This is a genomic window from Nonomuraea sp. NPDC003754 (assembly GCF_053605785.1).
In genome coordinates, this window is record NZ_JBSGJX010000016.1 from 43,815 (window position 1) to 59,623 (window position 15,809).

Here is a 15,809-nt window from a genome sequence, read left to right on the forward strand (position 1 = left end):
CCGTCGTCACCCCTCCGGTCAGCGGCGGCGGGCCTGGTGTCTGGTCATCCACCGGTAGAACCGGCGGTACCGCTCGCGGTACTTCTGCACGTAGCGGCGGATCTCGGCGCGCCGGGCCGCGGCCTCCGCCTTGGCCAGCCCCGGGGTGTGTCCGCCGCCGAAGCGGCTCATGTCGGGGCGGGTGAACGGCGTCGCGTCGGTGTCGCGCAGCGCCGACTCCATCGAGGCCACCCAGATCGGCCCCGGCAGCGACGCGCCCTGCACCGAGCCGTACGACTCGTCGCCGATCGTCACCCCCTGCAGCGGATAGCGGTAGGAGCCGCGGATGTCGCCCACGCTCACCGCCGCCGCGAGGTCAGGGGTGTATCCGGCGAACCAGGCCGCGGTGTAGCCGTCGGTGGTGCCGGTCTTGCCCGCCGCGGGCCTGCCGATGCCCTGCCCCTTCATCGTGCCCTTGGTGAACACCCCGGACAGCACGTGGTTGACCGCGTCGGCCACGTCCCGCTCCAACGCCTGCGAGCAGGTGGGCCGCACGGTGGTGCGAAGCCCCTGGCTGTCGGTGATGTCGACGAGCGCCATCGGACGGCAGTAGCGCCCGCGGGCGGCGAAGGCGGCGAAGGCGGCGGCCACGGTGAGCGGGTCCATCTCGTTGACACCGAGCGTGAAGGTGGGCACCTCGCGCAGCGGGGTGCCGTCGGCCCTGACGATGCCCAGCGACTTGGCCGTCTTGACCACCTCGCACAGGCCGACCCTGCGCTCCAGCATCATGTAGAAGATGTTCACCGAGTTCCACGTGCCCGTGGACAGGCTGTGCGGGCCGCCCTTGCCCTCGCCGCTGGCGTTGTAGATCGTGGTGGTCGGCGCGTTGACCGGCCGGCCCGCGCAGTTGCGGTAGCCGTCGGCGGGGACGAAGCTGCCGGGCGTCTTGAAGCCCTGGTCGAAGCGCCAGCCCTGTTTGAGCGCGGTGGCCAGGGTGAACGCCTTGAACGTCGAGCCGGCCTGCAGTCCCATCCCGCCGCCGTGCTTGACGTCGGCGGGCAGGTTGAAGGTGGTCCTGGGCCCGTTCTTGCGGTCGCCGGGATTGCGGCCGAACCTCTTGCTGGCCGCCAGCGCCCTGATCCTGCCCGTGCCGGGCTCGACCATCGCCTCGGCGGCGACCTCGGTGTCCACGGGGTGCACCCGCTGCCTGATCGCCTGCTCGGCGGCGCGCTGCGCGACGGGGTCGAGCGTGGTGCGCAGCACGAGCCCGCCCATGGACAGGCGGCGCTCCCGTTCGGCCGTGGTGTCGCCGAAGACGGGGTTGGTCAGCAGTTCGCGCTGCACGTAGAGGCAGAAGTACGGGTACTCGCTCTCGGCGCACCCGCCGGGTTCGGGCCGCAGCCTGATGTCCAGCGGCTGCCGTTTGGTGGCCGCCGCCGTCTCGGCGGAGATCATGTTCAGGCTCGCCATGCGGTCCAGGACGATGTCGCGGCGCTCAAGCAGCCGTGCCCGCCGTTCAGGGCCCAGTGAAGGATCGGTGGTGTACGGCAGGCGCACCGCCCCCGCCAGCGTCGCCGCCTGGGCCAGCGTGAGGCTGCCGGCCGTGGTGGAGAAGAAGCGCCGGGCCGCCGCCTCGACCCCGTAGGCGCCCGCCCCGAAGTAGGCGATGTTGAGATAGCGCTCGAGGATCTCGTCCTTGCGGTACTTGTCCTCCAGCGCCAGGGCGTAACGCAGCTCGCTGATCTTGCGGGACAGATTGGGCGCGCGGGCGGCCTGCCGTTCCTTCTCGGTGTCGGCGTTCTCGACCAGGATGTTCTTCACCAGCTGCTGGGTCAGCGACGAGCCGCCCTGCTTGATGCCGCCCGCCTGGGTGTTGGTGATGATCGCGCGCAGCGTGCCCTTGATGTCCAGGCCGGCGTGCTCGTAGAAGCGGGCGTCCTCGATGGCCACGATGGCGTCGCGCATCGCCGGCGCCACCTGGGCGAGCGTCACGGGCGTCCGGTTGGCCTTGTAGAACTGCGCGAACGGCTTGCCGTTCTTGTCCAGCAGCGTGGTGACCTGCGACAGCGGCTCCTCGCGCGGGGCGGGCGGCAGGTCGGTGAAGGTGGCGGCGGCTTCGCGGACGGCGATTCCGGCCCCGCTGACCGCCGGGACCGCCACCGCCGCGGTCAGCACGCCGCCGATCGCGCCCGCCATGCCGAGCCCGACGACGCATCTGAGCACAGTCACTCAGATGATCTGCAACGCGGACGAGGGCGCCAAACGCCTGCTTCAGCAGCCTTTGCGATCTGCAAACGCGCTCATGGAACGCGCGCCGCGCCCGATCGGCCCCCTCTGTCCGGTTAACGGCCGTGCCCGGTCAGCCTCCTCTGTCCGGTTGACGGCCGTGCCCGGTCAGCCCTCTCGGTGGAGGTCCAGGCCGAGCGAGCGGAACTGCTCGAACGGGTGGTGGTAGCCGCGCTCGATGTGGTGCACGCCGCGCAGCCTGGAGGAGCCGTCGGCCACCGCGGCGGCCAGCACCGCCGAGAAGCCCGCCCTGATGTCGGGCAGCATCACGTCGGCGCCGCGCAGCTTGGACACCCCGCGCACCACGGCCGAGTGCTTGGCGTTGGTGTCGTGGTAGCGGCAGGCGGGACCACCGAGGCACTGGTCGAAGACCTCGATCTCGCAGCCCATCTGCTGCAGCGCGGGCACGTAGACCAGGCGGTTCTCGAAGACCGTCTCGTGCAGCACCGACATGCCCTGGCTCTGGGTGAACAGCACCATCAGCGGCGTCTGCCAGTCGGTCATGAACCCGGGATGGGTGTCGGTCTGCACGGCCGCCGAACGCAGCCCCTCGGGCGGCGCGGTGGCGCAGATGTAGTCGTCGTTGATGTCGAACTGGGCGCCCATCCTGGCCAGCGTGGTGATCGCGGTGACCAGGCGGTCCTGCGGGCAGCCGTGCACGCGCACCTCGCCCCTGGTGATGAGGCCCGCCGCCAGGTAGGAGAAGGCCTCGATGCGGTCGCCCGCGAGCCAGGTCTGCGCGCCGTGCAGTTCGGGCACGCCCTCGATGACGATCCGCCGGTCGGGGGACAGCTCGATCCTGGCGCCCATCCGCTGCAGGAACAGCGCCAGCTCGACCACCTCGGGCTCCATGGCGGCGTTCTTGATGACGGTCTTGCCCTCGGCGAGCACCGCCGACATCAGGATCGTCTCGGTCGCGCCGACGCTGGGGTAGGGGAGCTGGATCCTGGCGCCGCGCAACCTGGTCGCCTTGGCGTGGATGCCGTCCTCGCCCACCTCGACCTCGGCGCCCATGGTGCGCAGCGCCTCGACGTGGAAGTTGACCGGCCTGCGTCCGATGGGGTCGCCGCCGACCAGCGGCACGAACGCCTCGCCGGCCAGGTGGAGCAGCGGGCCCAGCATGAGGATCGGGATGCGGTTCAGGCCGCTGAAGGCGTTGGGCACACGGGGCTGGATCTCCTGCCCCTTCGCGATCCTGATCTCCTTCTTGGTGATCTCCACGTGGATGCCGAGCGCTTCCAGCATCGCCGCGGTGATGCCGACCTCACCCACCTCGGGGGCGTTGTGGATGGAGCTCTCACCGGTGCCGAGCATGGCCGCCACCATGTGCTTCGACACCGCGTTCTTGGATCCGCGGACCTCCACATCGCCACGCAGCGGACCGGAGGGCTCGATCAGCCAGACCTTGTCTTCAATCACGGCATGAGCCTAGCCGGGGGATACCATCGAGCAGGTTCGGACACACTTGTGAGGGGGAGTGGCCTCGTGGGGCATGTGCGGGCTTTCGCGGTGACCGTTCTGGCGCTGGCCGCCCTCGGCGTCCCCGCGGGTCTGGCCTGGTCCCTGCTCGCGCCCCGGGCGCCCTACGCGATCGTCAACGGCCGGCCGGTGCTGGCCGACCCCTCCACCCAGGCCCTCATCGCCGCCGACGGCTGGTTCGCCGTGGTCACGGGTGGCATCGGGCTGGTCTGCGCGGTCGTGGCGTGGAACCTGGCCCGTGACAGGCGCCTGGAGGTGCTGCTCGGGCTGGCGGCCGGCGGCGCCGCCGCGGCCTTCGTCGCGCAGTGGGCCGGCACGACCTTCACCTTCGGCACGGTCACCGTGGAGGCCGCCGCCGCCGTGCCCGGCGTGAAGGTGGTGGCCGGAGCGCTCGTCCTGACCGCCAAGGGCGTGCTGGTGGCCTGGCCGCTGCTCGCGGTGGGGCTCTACGGGACGATGGAGGCCGTGGTCGCCTACCGCGAGTCGCCGCTGCGCCGGCCGTACGGGGAGATCGAGGGCCTCTAGACCGCTCTTCAGGCCGCGCTACAGGCCGGGCTACAGATCGGGGCGGCGCGAGCCGTACCCGGTGGCCTGCTCGAAGGCGCGGGCCACGCGCAGCACCCTGGCGTCGGCGAACGGCCGGCCGACGATCTGCACGCCCACCGGCAGCCCCGTCGAGGTGAAGCCGGCCGGCACCGAGGCCGCGGGGGCGTGCAGGACGCTGATCCAGTACGCCGAGCGCATCCAGGCCAGGTAGTCGGGCAGCTTCACACCGTTGATCTCGTCGACGTAGGGCCGCTCGACGGGGAACGGCGGCACCTGGCTGACCGGCGCGACCAGCACGTCGTAGGTGTCGAAGAAAGCGGCCATGCGCTGGTAGAGGCCGCTGCGCAGCTTCTCGGCGCGGGCCAGGTCGGCGCCGGTCACCGTACGGCCCTGCTCGACGTTCCAGGCGGTGTTGGCGCCCAGCCTCTCCAGCTCGCCGAAGCTCAGCGCGTAATACCAGGCGCGGTAGGTCCTGAAGGCGTCGTCGGCGTCGGACAGGTCGAGGTCCACGCGCTCCACGACGGCGCCGAGCCGGTCGAGCACCCGCACCGCCGCCTCCGTGACCGCCGCGGTCTCGGGGTCGACGGGCAGGCCGCCGAGGTCGGGGCTGAAGGCCACCCGCAGGCCGCGCACGGAGGTCTCCGGGTCGGGGGTGTACGGCTCGGTGATCGCGTACGGCGAGCGCGGGTCGAAGCCGGACATCACCGACAGCATGAGCTCCAGGTCCTCGACGGTCCTGGCCATCGGCCCCGAGACCGCCAGCGTGTACCAGGCGGCGGTGTCGGAGATGTCGGGAACGCGGCCCGGCGTCGGGCGCAGGCCGACCACGTTGCAGAAGCTGGCCGGGTTGCGCAGCGAGCCGCCCATGTCGGAGCCGTCGGCCAGCGGCACCATCCCGGTGGCCAGCGCGGCCGCGGCGCCCCCGCTGCTGCCGCCGGCGGATCTGGACAGGTCGTAGGGGTTGCGGGTGGCGCCGAACACCTCGTTGACGGTGTGCGAGCCGGTGCCGAACTCGGGCGTGTTGGTCTTGCCCACCGTGATCGCCCCGGCCTTCCTGAGTCGCTCGACCAGCAGGTCGTCCTGGCCGGGGACGTGATGGGCGAACAGCGGCGAGCCGTACGTGGTCCTGATGCCCGCGGTGTCGACGAGATCCTTGTGGGCCACGGGCACGCCGTGCAGCGGACCTCGGGGCTCGCCCGCGTCGGCCGCCTTGGCCTGGTCGAGCGCGCGCTCGGCGACCAGCGTCACGATGGCGTTGACGGCCGGGTTGACCTGCTCGATGCGCGCCAGGTGGGCCTCGAGCAGCTCGACGGCGCTCACCTCGCGGGCCCGCACCAGGCGGGCCATCTCAGTGGCGGTGAGGTAGTGCAGTTCGGTCACTCTTGCGATCCTGCCGCATGCGCCCGCGCCCGGCGATGGCAAGGATTGCCAGCTGACCGGCCCTCAACCGGTCTTGGCGATCGGCGCGGTGGCCGCCCCGGTGAGCGCGACCAGGTTCGCCGGCGCGGTCTCGATCTGCAGGCCGCGCTTGCCGGCCGAGAAGTAGATCGTCTCGAAGTCCAGCGCGGAGGCGTCGACCACGGTGGGCAGCCGCTTGCGCTGCCCGAGGGGGCTGATGCCGCCGACCACGTAGCCGGTGACCCGCTCGACCTTCGCCGCGTCGGCCATCGCGGCCCGCTTGCCGCCCAGCGCCGCGGCGAACGCCTTCAGGTCGAGCTTGCCCGCCACCGGCACGACCGCCACCGCGAGCCCGCTCTCGACCTCCGCCACCAGCGTCTTGAAGATCCTGTCGTACGGCAGGCCCAGCGCGTCGGCGGCCTCCTCGCCGTAGGCCTGGGCGTTGGCGTCGTGCTCGTAGGGGTGGAGCGTGAAGTCGACCTGTGCCTTGGCCAGCGCGACCGTCGCGGGGGTGCCCTGCCCGCCCTTCTTCGCCTTGCTCACGGTGCCGATCGTAGAGGATCGGCGGCCACGCCGTGCCTGCGGAAATGCCCCGCCATGCATGGAGAAATACGGCGAATGCCCTGGCGGTCCCGCAATATGGACAGAAGCGGTTGTGCCTGAGACTGTCCGTAGACTGTATGGGTGATTTCCCGTATCGACCTGCGCGGCTCTCTGCCGGAGAACCTGCGCGACGTGCTGCCCCGCGCCGAACTCGACGTCGAGGCCGCCCTGGAGAAGGTGCGGCCCATCTGCGACGAGGTGCGCCATCGCGGGGCGGCAGCCGTTCGCGAGCTGACCGCCAGGTTCGACGGTGTCGAGATCACGTCCGCCAGGGTTCCCGCCGAGGCGATCCGGCAGGCGCTGGACGACCTTGACCCCAAGGTCAGGGCCGCCCTCGTCGAGTCGATCACGCGGGCCAGGAAGGTGCACCGCGACCAGCGGCGCACCGACACCACGACCCAGGTGGTCCCCGGCGGCACGGTCACCGAGCGGTGGGTGCCGGTCGAGCGCGTCGGCCTCTACGTACCGGGCGGGCGCGCGGTCTACCCCTCCAGCGTGGTCATGAACGTCGTCCCCGCCCAGGAGGCGGGCGTCGAGTCGCTGGCCGTCACCAGCCCCGCGCAGAAGGAGTTCGGCGGGCTGCCGCACCCCACGATCCTGGCCGCCTGCGCGCTGCTCGGCGTGGACGAGGTCTACTCCGTCGGCGGGGCGCAGGCCGTGGCGATGTTCGCCTACGGCACCGAGGAGTGCCCGGCCGCCACCATGGTGACCGGACCAGGCAACATCTGGGTGGCCGCGGCCAAGCGGCTGCTCAAGGGCGTCATCGGCATCGACTCCGAGGCGGGCCCCACCGAGATCGCCATCCTCGCCGACGCCACCGCCGACCCCCGGCACGTGGCCGCCGACCTCATCAGCCAGGCCGAGCACGACGTCATCGCGGCGGCCGTGCTGGTCACCGACAGCGTCGAGCTGGCCGAGGCGGTCGAGAAGGAGCTGCCGGGACAGGTCGCCGCGACCCGCCACTCCGAGCGGATCTCCGAGGCGCTGGCCGGCCGGCAGTCGGGCATCGTGCTGGTCGACGACCTGGCTGCCGGGCTCAGGGTCGTCGACGCCTACGCCGCCGAGCACCTGGAGATCCAGACGGCCGGAGCGGCCGAGGTGGCGGCCAGGGTGCGCAACGCGGGCGCGATCTTCGTCGGTCCCTACAGCCCGGTGAGCCTGGGCGACTACCTCGCCGGCTCCAACCACGTGCTGCCCACCGGCGGGTGCGCCTGCCACTCCAGCGGGCTGTCGGTCCAGTCGTTCCTGCGCGGCATCCACGTGATCGACTACACCCGCGAGGCGCTGGCCGGGGCGGCCGAGCACACCTGCGTGCTCGCCGACGCCGAGGACCTGCCCGCCCACGGCGCCGCCATCCGCGCGAGGTTCGACTGGGAGATCCCCTCATGAGGTTCGACGACCTGCCGATCCGCGACGACCTGCGGGGGCGCAAGCCGTACGGCGCTCCCCAGCTCGACGTGCCGGTGCAGCTCAACACCAACGAGAACCCCTACCCGCCCTCCCAGGCGCTGGTCGACGACCTGGCCGAGGAGATCAGGCGCGGCGCGGCGGCGCTCAACCGCTACCCCGACAGGGACGCCCTGGCCCTGCGCCAGGACCTGGCCGACTACCTGGGCCACGGGCTGACCCGCGACATGGTCTGGGCCGCCAACGGCTCCAACGAGGTGCTCCAGCAGATCCTGCAGGCCTTCGGCGGCCATGGGCGCACCGCGATCGGCTTCGAGCCGTCCTACTCCATGCACCCGATCATCACCACCGGCACCAGCACGGAGTGGATCTCGGGCGCGCGCGAGGAGGACTTCTCGCTCGACCCCGGCAAGGCCGTCGCCGCGGTCGAGGAGCACCGGCCCGACATCGTCTTCCTGACCTCGCCCAACAACCCGACCGGCACCGCGCTGCCGCTGGAGACCATCGCGCGGGTCGCCGCGGCCGCTCCCGGCATGGTCGTGGTGGACGAGGCCTACGCCGAGTTCGCCCGCACCGGCACGCCGTCGGCGCTGACGCTGCTGGCCGACCACCCCCGGCTGATCGTGACGCGGACGATGTCCAAGGCGTTCGCCATGGCGGGCACCCGCCTGGGCTACCTGGCAGCGCACCCGGCCGTGGTCGAGGCGATGCTGCTGGTCCGGCTGCCGTACCACCTGTCGACGGTCACGCAGGCCACGGCCAGGGTCGCGCTGCGGCACCGGGCCGAGCTGCTCGGCACCGTCGACACGCTCCGGCGCGAGCGCGACGACATCGTCGAATGGTTGCGCGGCAAGGGCTTGACGGTCGCCGATTCGGACGCGAACTTCGTGTTGTTCGGCCGGTTCGGTGACCGGCGCACGATCTGGGAGGGGCTGCTCCAGCGAGGCGTCCTGATCCGCGAGGTCGGGCCGCCCGAGTGGCTGCGGGTGTCGATCGGCACCACTGAGGAGATGACGGCATTCCGTGCAGCCCTGGAGGGGGTCCTGTGAGTGAGCGCAGCGAGCGAACCGATCGACACAGCTCGGCATCGAAGGTGGCCGACGAAGGCGGCCGCGCTCGAGTCGGACGTGTCGAGCGCGTGACGAAGGAGACGTCGGTCCTGGTCGAGGTGAACCTCGACGGCACCGGCGTGGTCGACGTCGCCACCGGGGTCGGGTTCTACGACCACATGCTTGCCCAGCTCGGCAAGCACGGTCTGTTCGACCTGACCGTCAAGACCGAGGGCGACCTGCACATCGACTCGCACCACACCATCGAGGACACCGCGCTGGCACTGGGCGCCGCCTTCCGTGAGGCGCTGGGCGACAAGTCCGGCATCAGGCGCTACGGCAACGCGTCCTGCCCGCTGGACGAGGCGCTCGCCGAGGTGACCGTCGACCTGTCCGGACGCCCCTACCTGGTGCACTCCGAGCCCGACGGCATGGCCCCCATGATCGGTCCCGAGTACGACACGACGATGACCCGGCACATCCTCGAGTCGTTCGTCGCCCAGGCGGCCGTCTGCCTGCACGTGCGCGTGCCGTACGGGCGCAACGCCCACCACATCGTCGAGGCCCAGTTCAAGGCGCTGGCCAGGGCGCTGCGCGAGGCCAGCGAGCGCGACCCGCGTGCCATCGGGGTCCCGAGCACCAAGGGCGTGCTGTGACCGAGTGCCGCCGGACGACCGGGCCGGCACGGGGGGAGGCTGCATGAGCGACAACTGGACGGCGATCGTGATGGTCTTCATCGGCCTCTTCCTGGTCGGCGGCGTGGTGTCGTTGATCAAGCAGGGCCTGCGGATCGGCGCGGTGGTCTGCGGCGTCGGCGCCGCGATGGCGCTGGTGGCGGGGGTGTTGTGGTGGTGAGCAAGAACGTCGTCGTCCTCGACTACGGCTCGGGCAACCTGCGCTCGGCCGAACGGGCGCTGGCCAGGACCGGCGCCCAGGTGACGGTCACCGCCGACTACGACGCCGCCATGGCCGCCGACGGCCTCGTCGTGCCGGGCGTGGGCGCCTTCGCGGCGTGCATGGTGGGGCTGAAGAGCGTCATCGGCGACAGGATCATCGGCCGCCGCCTGTCGGCCGGCCGTCCCGTGCTGGGGATCTGCGTCGGCATGCAGATCCTGTTCGAGCGCGGCGTGGAGCACGGCGTGGTCACCGAGGGGTGCGGCGAGTGGCCCGGCACGGTCGAGCACCTGGAGGCCCCCGTGCTGCCGCACATGGGCTGGAACACCGTCAAGGCGCCCGATGGCAGCGTGCTGTTCGCCGGGATCGACGCCGACACCCGCTTCTACTTCGTCCACTCCTACGGCGTGCGCGAATGGGAGCTGCATCCGGGCGAGGGCTTCGCCCCACCACTGGTCACCTGGGCCGAGCACGGCGTGCCGTTCGTGGCCGCGGTGGAGAACGGCCCGCTGATGGCCACCCAGTTCCACCCGGAGAAGTCAGGGGACGCGGGCGCGGCCCTGCTGAAGAACTGGGTCGGCACGCTGTGAACGGGCCGCGGTGATGGCGCCCCCGCCCACCGGCAGGTCGGGGGCGGTGCCGTGAGCAAGGAACGGGCCCGGCGCCGGGCCGCCCGCGAGGCCGAGCGCGAGCGCGCCGCCCTGCTGAACGCCGAGCGGATGGCGCGCAGGTCGCGCCGCAGCGCCCTGCTCGCCCGGCTGGTCCCGCGCCCGGTCCGCTACGCCAGGCAGGGCGGGCTCATCGCCCGCCGCCAGCGGGCGCAGAACGGCCTCGTCGCCGTGCTCTTCCTCGTCGCCCAGCTGCTGGTCTGGCTGCTGTGGTCGTCGTGGCAGGTCAGCCTGGCCGTGTTCGTGCTCTCCCTGCTGTTCGTCCCTGTGATCGTCACGCTCGCCTTTGACCGGAGGACCTGAGGAACATGTCGTTCGTACTGCTGCCCGCCGTGGATGTCGTCGACGGCCAGGCCGTACGCCTCGTGCAGGGGGAGGCCGGCACCGAGACGGGCTACGGCGACCCGCTGACCGCGGCACTGGCCTGGCAGGAGGCGGGCGCCGAGTGGATCCATCTGGTCGACCTCGACGCCGCCTTCGGCCGCGGCTCCAACAGGGAACTGCTGGCCGACGTGGTCGGCAAGCTCGACATCAACGTGGAGCTGACCGGCGGCATCCGCGACGACGCCTCGCTGGCGGCGGCGCTGTCCACCGGCTGCCGCAGGGTCAACATCGGCACCGCGGCGCTGGAGAACCCGGACTGGTGCAGGCGCGTCATCGCCGAGCACGGTGACAAGATCGCGGTCGGGCTCGACGTGCGCGGCACCACGCTCGCCGCCCGCGGGTGGACCGAGGAGGGCGGCGATCTCTGGGAGGTGCTCGACCGGCTCGATGCCGACGGCTGCCCCCGGTACGTGGTGACGGACGTGACCAAGGACGGAACACTACGCGGACCGAACCTGGACCTGCTGCGCCAGGTCTGCGATCGAACCGACAAGCCCGTCGTCGCCAGTGGAGGGGTCTCCTCCCTCGACGACCTCGTCGCCCTCTCCTCTCTCGCGCCCCACGGCGTGGAGGGCGCGATCGTGGGCAAGGCACTGTACGCGCAGGCTTTCACGCTGGAAGACGCCCTGGCCGCGGTACGCGGCTAGGACCTGAGGGAGGGACGCGTGATGGGCCAGGCAGGCTGCGTGCGCGAAGGGACGAGGATCTTCTCCGGCGGCGTCTGGGAGGACAGGTACGGCTACGCCCGCGCCGTCGTGGCGGGGCCGCGGGTCGTGGTCTCCGGCTGCACGGCCACCGTCGACGGCGAGGTGCAGCACGAGGGCGACCCCTACCGGCAGGCCATGACCGCCTTCGACATCGCGCTCGACGCGGTGGAGGCGGCCGGGCTGACCAGGGAGGACGTGGTCATGGTGCGCTACTACGTGGTCGACGACGGCCACTACGACGCGGTCGGCACCGCGCTGTCGGAGGTGCTGGGGCACGTCAGGCCCGCGTGCACGGGCGTCAGGGTGGCCGGGCTGATCGACAAGCGGATGCTGGTGGAGATCGAGATCGAGGCGTTTCGAGCATGACTGTCGCGGTTCGAGTCATCCCGTGTCTGGACGTGGACGCGGGACGGGTGGTCAAGGGCGTCAACTTCGAGAACCTGCGCGATGCGGGTGATCCGGTGGAGCTGGCCCGCCGCTACGACGAGGAGGGCGCCGACGAGCTGACCTTCCTCGACATCACCGCCTCGTCGGGGGAGCGGGAGACGATGTTCGACGTGGTCCGCAGGACCGCCGAGCAGGTCTTCATCCCGCTGACCGTGGGTGGCGGCGTCCGTTCGGTCGACGACGTCGACAGGCTGCTGCGCGCCGGCGCGGACAAGGTGTCGCTCAACACCGCGGCCATCGCCCGGCCGGAGCTGCTGACCGAGGCCTCCCGGCGGTTCGGCGCCCAGTGCGTCGTGCTGTCGGTCGACGCCCGCAGGGCGCCGGGCACGCCCTCGGGCTTCGAGGTCACCACGCACGGCGGGCGGCGCGGCACCGGCATCGACGCGGTCGAGTGGGCGGCGCGCGGCCAGGAGCTCGGTGTGGGGGAGATCCTGCTCAACTCCATGGACGGCGACGGCACCCTCGACGGCTACGACCTGGAGATGCTGCGCGCCGTGCGGGCCGCGGTCAGCGTGCCGGTGATCGCCAGCGGCGGCGCCGGGCGGCTGGAGCACTTCCCGCCGGCCGTCGCCGCGGGCGCCGACGCGGTGCTGGCCGCGTCGGTGTTCCACTTCGGCACGCTGAAGATCTCCGAGGTGAAGGACAGCCTGCGCCAGGCCGGCCACCCGGTCAGGTAGCCGGCCGTCCCACGGTCGCGGACGGCCGGCGCCCTGACGGCCGGCCGTCCTAGAAGACGCCCATGTGCCGGGCGACCTCGAAGGCCGCGTCGCGCTCCTTGAACGCGGCCGCCTCGGAGCGCTTGACCGCCAGGTAGGCGCCGGCGCGCAGCGGTCCGAGCGCCGCCATGAGCAGCGGGTCGGCCTCGAGGGCGTCGAGCGCCTCGTCGAGGGTGGCGGGCAGCCGCGGGTAGGCCCCCGGCCTGGTGTCGGGGTCGACGAGCACGGGGTCGCCGGGGTCGAGCTCCCGCCGGATCCCGTCGAGGCCGGCGTGGATGACCGCGCCGAGCGACAGGTAGGGGTTGGCCGAGGAGTCGGACGGCTTGAGCTCCAGGTTGGCCGTGCCCTCCTCGCCGACCGGCGAGCAGACCCGCACCGCGGCCTCCCTGTTGTCGGGCCCGTAGACGGCGTAGGCGCTGGACCACATGCGCGGCGCCAGCCGCCGGAAGCTGTTGACGCTTCCGCAGGTCAGCGCCGTGAGCGCGGGCATGTGGGCGAGCAGCCCGCCGACGAAGCGGCTCATCAGCTCGGGCCGCTCGTCGAACAGGTTGGTGTGCAGGGAGGGGTCCCACAGCGACATGTGCAGGTGGGCGCCGTTGCCGGCCTGGTCGGCGATGGGCTTGGGAGCCAGCGACGCCCACAGGGACATGCGCGTGGCCACGCCGCGCACCGTCTCGCGGTAGAGGACGTGGTTGTCGGCGGCCCTGAGCGCGGGGGCGTGCCGTATCGACAGCTCCTGCTGGCCGTGGCCGAGCTCGGGGTGGTAGTGCTCCACCCGCAGCCCCTGGGTCTCCAGCGCGCGGACCAGCGTGATGGCGTAGTCGTGGGCCAGGTCGAAGCCGGTGGTGGAGTAGCAGAGGCTGTCGTCGAGCGGGACCAGCCGGTCGCCCCCGCCCGCCGGGTCGGGCAGGCGGCGGCCGAGGGTGAACTCGGGTTCGAAGGCGGCCACGAGCGCGTAGCCTTCGCTGCCGAGCTCGGCGATCGCCTCCTTGAGGAAGGTGCGGGGGCAGGCGCCCCACGGCGTGCCGTCCAGCTGGACCAGGTCGGACACCATGGCGGCGGCGCCAGGAGAGTAGGGGAGAGGAACGAACGTCGACGGGTCCGGCATGATCCGGACCTCACCGACCGGCCCGAACTGCTCGACCTCCTGGAGCTGGTCGAGCATGTTCATCGCCATCATGGCCACCGTGTGACCGATGCCGGAGGCGAGCCGCTCGCCCAGCCGGGTGCGGGACACCGCCTTGCCGCGGATCACCCCACCGTGGTCGGCATAGAGGAACCGGACGAGCTCGACGCCCTCGGTCTCGGCCCGCTCGATGACGCTTCGGCGATCTCTCATCGATCGACTCTACGCTCTTCGATCTCAGGTCGGTGGCAACACGCGCGACCCGTGGTCAAGACGGGTCGGCACGTCTGTCAGGTCACGACGTTGGTGAAGAAGACGGCCAATTGATTGGCTCCGTTGACGATGCCGTCGAACACACTGTTGACCGCCGCCGCCGCGTTCCTCGGCTGGGTGAACAGATAGAAGACGACGAAGGCCACGGCGAGATACGTGAGGACCTTCTTGACCTGCATGGGGGGCCTCCTGCAGTCCATTCCCAGCCGTATATACCCGGATCTGGGCGATCACTGGCATCTTCTATGAAGATGTTCTTGATCATAACCGGGGGGCGTCTTTACCTGGCCATCGTACGGCCATCGACCCCGATTCGGGCGGCGGACTCGCTGCCGGATACGGAAATCCAGCCCTGGGGACGGCCTCGTGTGGGATGGATCACCACGTGCGCCGCCGACTAAGATAGTCCTGCTATCCAATGAGGGGGCTGGAACACGTGCGAATGGCGGAGCTGAGCGAGGCGACGGGGATCCCCGTCCCGACGATCAAGTTCTACGTGCGGGAGGGGTTGCTGCCGCCGGGCCGCCCGGTCGGTCGCAGGCAGGCCGACTACGACGGGGGGCACGTACGCAGGCTCAGGCTCGTACGGGCGCTGGCCGACTACGGCGGGCTGCCGATCGCGACGATCCGTGAGCTGGTCGGCCACCTGGACGGCGGCGACCGCTCCGGCTACGACCTGCTCGCCCTCACGCAGATGGCCATGACCGGACGCCAGGAGCCCCGGGGCGGCCCGCACCTGGCCGCGGCCGAGCGGCTGATGGGCGAGATGATGACCAGGAGGGGATGGAGCAGGTCCCAGGCCGCCCATCCCGCGGTGCGGATGGCCGTCGGGGTGCTGGCCGCGCTGGGGGAGCTCGGGCGGCAGGACATGATCGCCGCGCTCGACGCCTACGCCGCCGCGGCCGACCGGATCGCCGCGGTCGACCTCGGCGTGCTGGGGCCGGCCGACGACAGAGAGCGCGCGATGGAACTGGTCGTGGTGGCCACCTCGCTCGGGGACGCGCTGGTCGCGGCGTTGCGCAGGATCGCCCAGGTGGAGAGGTCGCAGCCGCTCCGGACGGCCGGACCCGCCGCCTGCTGAGCCCGCCCCGCGCGCGCCGGGCCCGGTCAGATGCCGAGCGGGGCGCGGGTGAGGCGGGCGACGGCGTCGGCGTCGCCGGTCAGGTCGACCCTGGTGTGCTCCTGGCGCCCGAAGCAGAACAGCAGCAGCTCGCTGCCCTTGCCGGTGACCTCCACCTTGGGGCCCTCCTTGGCGCCGCCGAGGGCCACCCCGCCGCCCAGGCGGTGGAGGACCACCCCGACCGGCGACCGGCGCAGCATGATCCTGGCCCCCATCTCCAGGCGCCGCCACAGCAGGCGCTCCAGGTCGTCGGGCAGCTCACGCGGCTCCCATCCGGGCTGGGCGCGGCGCACGTCCTCGTGGTGGACGAAGTACTCCAGCGTGTTGACCGCCTCGTCGAGCGGGGGCAGCAGGCCGTACACGCCGCCCGGCCTGCGCACGAGGCCGACCAGCTCGGAGAAGGAGTGCTTGGCCTTGAGGCCCTCCTGGACCGAGGCGGTGTAGCCCGCCAGCGGCTTGAGCGCGATGCCGGGGTTGGCGTCGATCCTCCGCTCGCGCAGCACGAGGTGGGCGGCCAGGTCGCGGGTGCTCCAGCCCGTGCACAGCGTGGGGGCGTCGGGGCCGAGCGTGTCGAGCAGGTCGCACAGTGCGGCGCGTTCGCCGCGGGCGTGAGTCACCAGACGATTCTACTGGGGCGGGGAATAAGCAGATGATCGACCATGATAGGGACTTAAGTACAAATATCCCCAGCGGAAGGATCTCCCTCGAGTGGCGACCAAGGTCACCT

At 71.7% G+C, this 15,809-nt stretch carries 18 protein-coding genes; 11 read left to right on the forward strand and 7 right to left on the reverse strand.

Going from position 1 to position 15,809, the window contains the following annotated elements; translation table 11 throughout:
• Positions 1-18: 18 nt before the first annotated feature.
• Both ACWEVS_RS20970 and murA read right to left on the reverse strand, forming a co-directional pair.
• Positions 19-2,208: a transglycosylase domain-containing protein gene (locus ACWEVS_RS20970; protein ID WP_452552860.1), complete on the reverse strand. Its 2,190-nt coding sequence runs from the start codon at positions 2,206-2,208 to the stop codon at positions 19-21.
• A gap of 165 nt (positions 2,209-2,373) precedes the next feature.
• Entirely contained in the window at positions 2,374-3,684 is a 1,311-nt protein-coding gene (gene murA, locus ACWEVS_RS20975; RefSeq protein WP_452552862.1) for a UDP-N-acetylglucosamine 1-carboxyvinyltransferase, read from the reverse strand.
• A 66-nt stretch (positions 3,685-3,750) separates the two neighbouring features.
• Here murA and ACWEVS_RS20980 point away from each other — a divergent pair, with 66 nt between their 5' ends.
• Complete coding sequence (locus ACWEVS_RS20980) at positions 3,751-4,269, forward strand: hypothetical protein (RefSeq protein WP_452552864.1); 519 nt, start codon at positions 3,751-3,753, stop codon at positions 4,267-4,269.
• A 30-nt stretch (positions 4,270-4,299) separates the two neighbouring features.
• Here ACWEVS_RS20980 and ACWEVS_RS20985 read toward each other — a convergent pair whose 3' ends face one another.
• Positions 4,300-5,670, reverse strand: a complete 1,371-nt coding sequence (locus ACWEVS_RS20985; RefSeq protein WP_452552866.1) for an amidase — start codon at positions 5,668-5,670, stop codon at positions 4,300-4,302.
• A gap of 63 nt (positions 5,671-5,733) precedes the next feature.
• On the reverse strand, positions 5,734-6,231 hold the full coding sequence (gene ybaK / locus ACWEVS_RS20990) for a Cys-tRNA(Pro) deacylase (protein WP_452552867.1): 498 nt from the start codon (positions 6,229-6,231) through the stop codon (positions 5,734-5,736).
• A gap of 141 nt (positions 6,232-6,372) precedes the next feature.
• Here ybaK and hisD point away from each other — a divergent pair, with 141 nt between their 5' ends.
• Genes hisD through hisF form a run of 9 tightly spaced genes read left to right on the forward strand, consistent with a single transcriptional unit; the run spans position 6,373 to position 12,524 of the window.
• The gene (hisD, locus tag ACWEVS_RS20995) at positions 6,373-7,680 is read left to right on the forward strand and encodes a histidinol dehydrogenase (RefSeq protein WP_452552869.1); all 1,308 of its coding nucleotides are present in this window, start codon (positions 6,373-6,375) and stop codon (positions 7,678-7,680) included.
• Positions 7,677-8,747, forward strand: a complete 1,071-nt coding sequence (locus ACWEVS_RS21000) for a histidinol-phosphate transaminase (RefSeq protein WP_449920954.1) — start codon at positions 7,677-7,679, stop codon at positions 8,745-8,747. Before hisD ends, ACWEVS_RS21000 begins: the two co-directional genes overlap by 4 nt.
• Positions 8,748-8,791: 44 nt before the next feature.
• A complete protein-coding gene (gene hisB, locus ACWEVS_RS21005) occupies positions 8,792-9,403 on the forward strand; it encodes an imidazoleglycerol-phosphate dehydratase HisB (protein ID WP_354910535.1) in 612 nt (203 codons plus the stop codon).
• Positions 9,404-9,446: 43 nt separating this feature from the next.
• Positions 9,447-9,602 (forward strand): hypothetical protein, encoded by a 156-nt coding sequence (locus tag ACWEVS_RS21010; protein ID WP_354910395.1) that lies wholly within the window; start codon positions 9,447-9,449, stop codon positions 9,600-9,602.
• Entirely contained in the window at positions 9,599-10,231 is a 633-nt protein-coding gene (hisH, locus tag ACWEVS_RS21015) for an imidazole glycerol phosphate synthase subunit HisH (RefSeq protein ID WP_452552871.1), read from the forward strand. The genes ACWEVS_RS21010 and hisH overlap by 4 nt, the downstream gene beginning before the upstream one ends.
• A gap of 51 nt (positions 10,232-10,282) precedes the next feature.
• Positions 10,283-10,612 carry a hypothetical protein gene (locus ACWEVS_RS21020; protein WP_449920951.1) on the forward strand — a complete coding sequence of 110 codons (330 nt, stop codon included), beginning with the start codon at positions 10,283-10,285 and terminating at the stop codon, positions 10,610-10,612.
• A 5-nt stretch (positions 10,613-10,617) separates the two neighbouring features.
• Positions 10,618-11,340 (forward strand): bifunctional 1-(5-phosphoribosyl)-5-((5-phosphoribosylamino)methylideneamino)imidazole-4-carboxamide isomerase/phosphoribosylanthranilate isomerase PriA, encoded by a 723-nt coding sequence (gene priA, locus ACWEVS_RS21025; protein ID WP_354910400.1) that lies wholly within the window; start codon positions 10,618-10,620, stop codon positions 11,338-11,340.
• Between the two features lie 21 nt (positions 11,341-11,361).
• Positions 11,362-11,766: a Rid family hydrolase gene (locus ACWEVS_RS21030; RefSeq protein ID WP_354910537.1), complete on the forward strand. Its 405-nt coding sequence runs from the start codon at positions 11,362-11,364 to the stop codon at positions 11,764-11,766.
• The gene (gene hisF, locus ACWEVS_RS21035) at positions 11,763-12,524 is read left to right on the forward strand and encodes an imidazole glycerol phosphate synthase subunit HisF (RefSeq protein WP_354910403.1); all 762 of its coding nucleotides are present in this window, start codon (positions 11,763-11,765) and stop codon (positions 12,522-12,524) included. The genes ACWEVS_RS21030 and hisF overlap by 4 nt, the downstream gene beginning before the upstream one ends.
• A 49-nt stretch (positions 12,525-12,573) precedes the next feature.
• On the opposite strand, the gene ACWEVS_RS21040 is transcribed toward hisF, so the two are convergent.
• Together ACWEVS_RS21040 and ACWEVS_RS21045 are read right to left on the reverse strand one after the other, a co-directional pair.
• Positions 12,574-13,902 carry a glutamine synthetase family protein gene (locus tag ACWEVS_RS21040; protein ID WP_449920947.1) on the reverse strand — a complete coding sequence of 443 codons (1,329 nt, stop codon included), beginning with the start codon at positions 13,900-13,902 and terminating at the stop codon, positions 12,574-12,576.
• 77 nt (positions 13,903-13,979) lie between these two features.
• The gene (locus ACWEVS_RS21045) at positions 13,980-14,141 is read right to left on the reverse strand and encodes a hypothetical protein (protein ID WP_354910408.1); all 162 of its coding nucleotides are present in this window, start codon (positions 14,139-14,141) and stop codon (positions 13,980-13,982) included.
• Between the two features lie 263 nt (positions 14,142-14,404).
• Between ACWEVS_RS21045 and ACWEVS_RS21050 the strand changes: the two genes are divergently transcribed.
• Positions 14,405-15,043 (forward strand): MerR family transcriptional regulator, encoded by a 639-nt coding sequence (locus tag ACWEVS_RS21050; protein WP_449921435.1) that lies wholly within the window; start codon positions 14,405-14,407, stop codon positions 15,041-15,043.
• A 26-nt stretch (positions 15,044-15,069) separates the two neighbouring features.
• Here the strand turns inward: ACWEVS_RS21050 and ACWEVS_RS21055 are convergent, their stop codons facing one another.
• Positions 15,070-15,699, reverse strand: coding sequence for a TIGR03085 family metal-binding protein (locus ACWEVS_RS21055; protein ID WP_449920944.1), 630 nt, complete (start codon positions 15,697-15,699; stop codon positions 15,070-15,072).
• Between the last annotated feature and the right edge of the window lie 110 nt (positions 15,700-15,809).

Coding starts and splice junctions, on each gene's coding strand:
- ACWEVS_RS21000 (WP_449920954.1), top strand. CDS start 7,677: ATGAGGTTCGACGACCTGCCGATCCGCGACGACCTGCGGGGGCGCAAG.
- ACWEVS_RS21010 (WP_354910395.1), top strand. CDS start 9,447: ATGAGCGACAACTGGACGGCGATCGTGATGGTCTTCATCGGCCTCTTC.
- priA (WP_354910400.1), top strand. CDS start 10,618: ATGTCGTTCGTACTGCTGCCCGCCGTGGATGTCGTCGACGGCCAGGCC.
- ACWEVS_RS21030 (WP_354910537.1), top strand. CDS start 11,362: ATGGGCCAGGCAGGCTGCGTGCGCGAAGGGACGAGGATCTTCTCCGGC.
- hisF (WP_354910403.1), top strand. CDS start 11,763: ATGACTGTCGCGGTTCGAGTCATCCCGTGTCTGGACGTGGACGCGGGA.
- ACWEVS_RS21040 (WP_449920947.1), bottom strand. CDS start 13,902: ATGAGAGATCGCCGAAGCGTCATCGAGCGGGCCGAGACCGAGGGCGTC.
- ACWEVS_RS21045 (WP_354910408.1), bottom strand. CDS start 14,141: ATGCAGGTCAAGAAGGTCCTCACGTATCTCGCCGTGGCCTTCGTCGTC.
- ACWEVS_RS21050 (WP_449921435.1), top strand. CDS start 14,405: ATGGCGGAGCTGAGCGAGGCGACGGGGATCCCCGTCCCGACGATCAAG.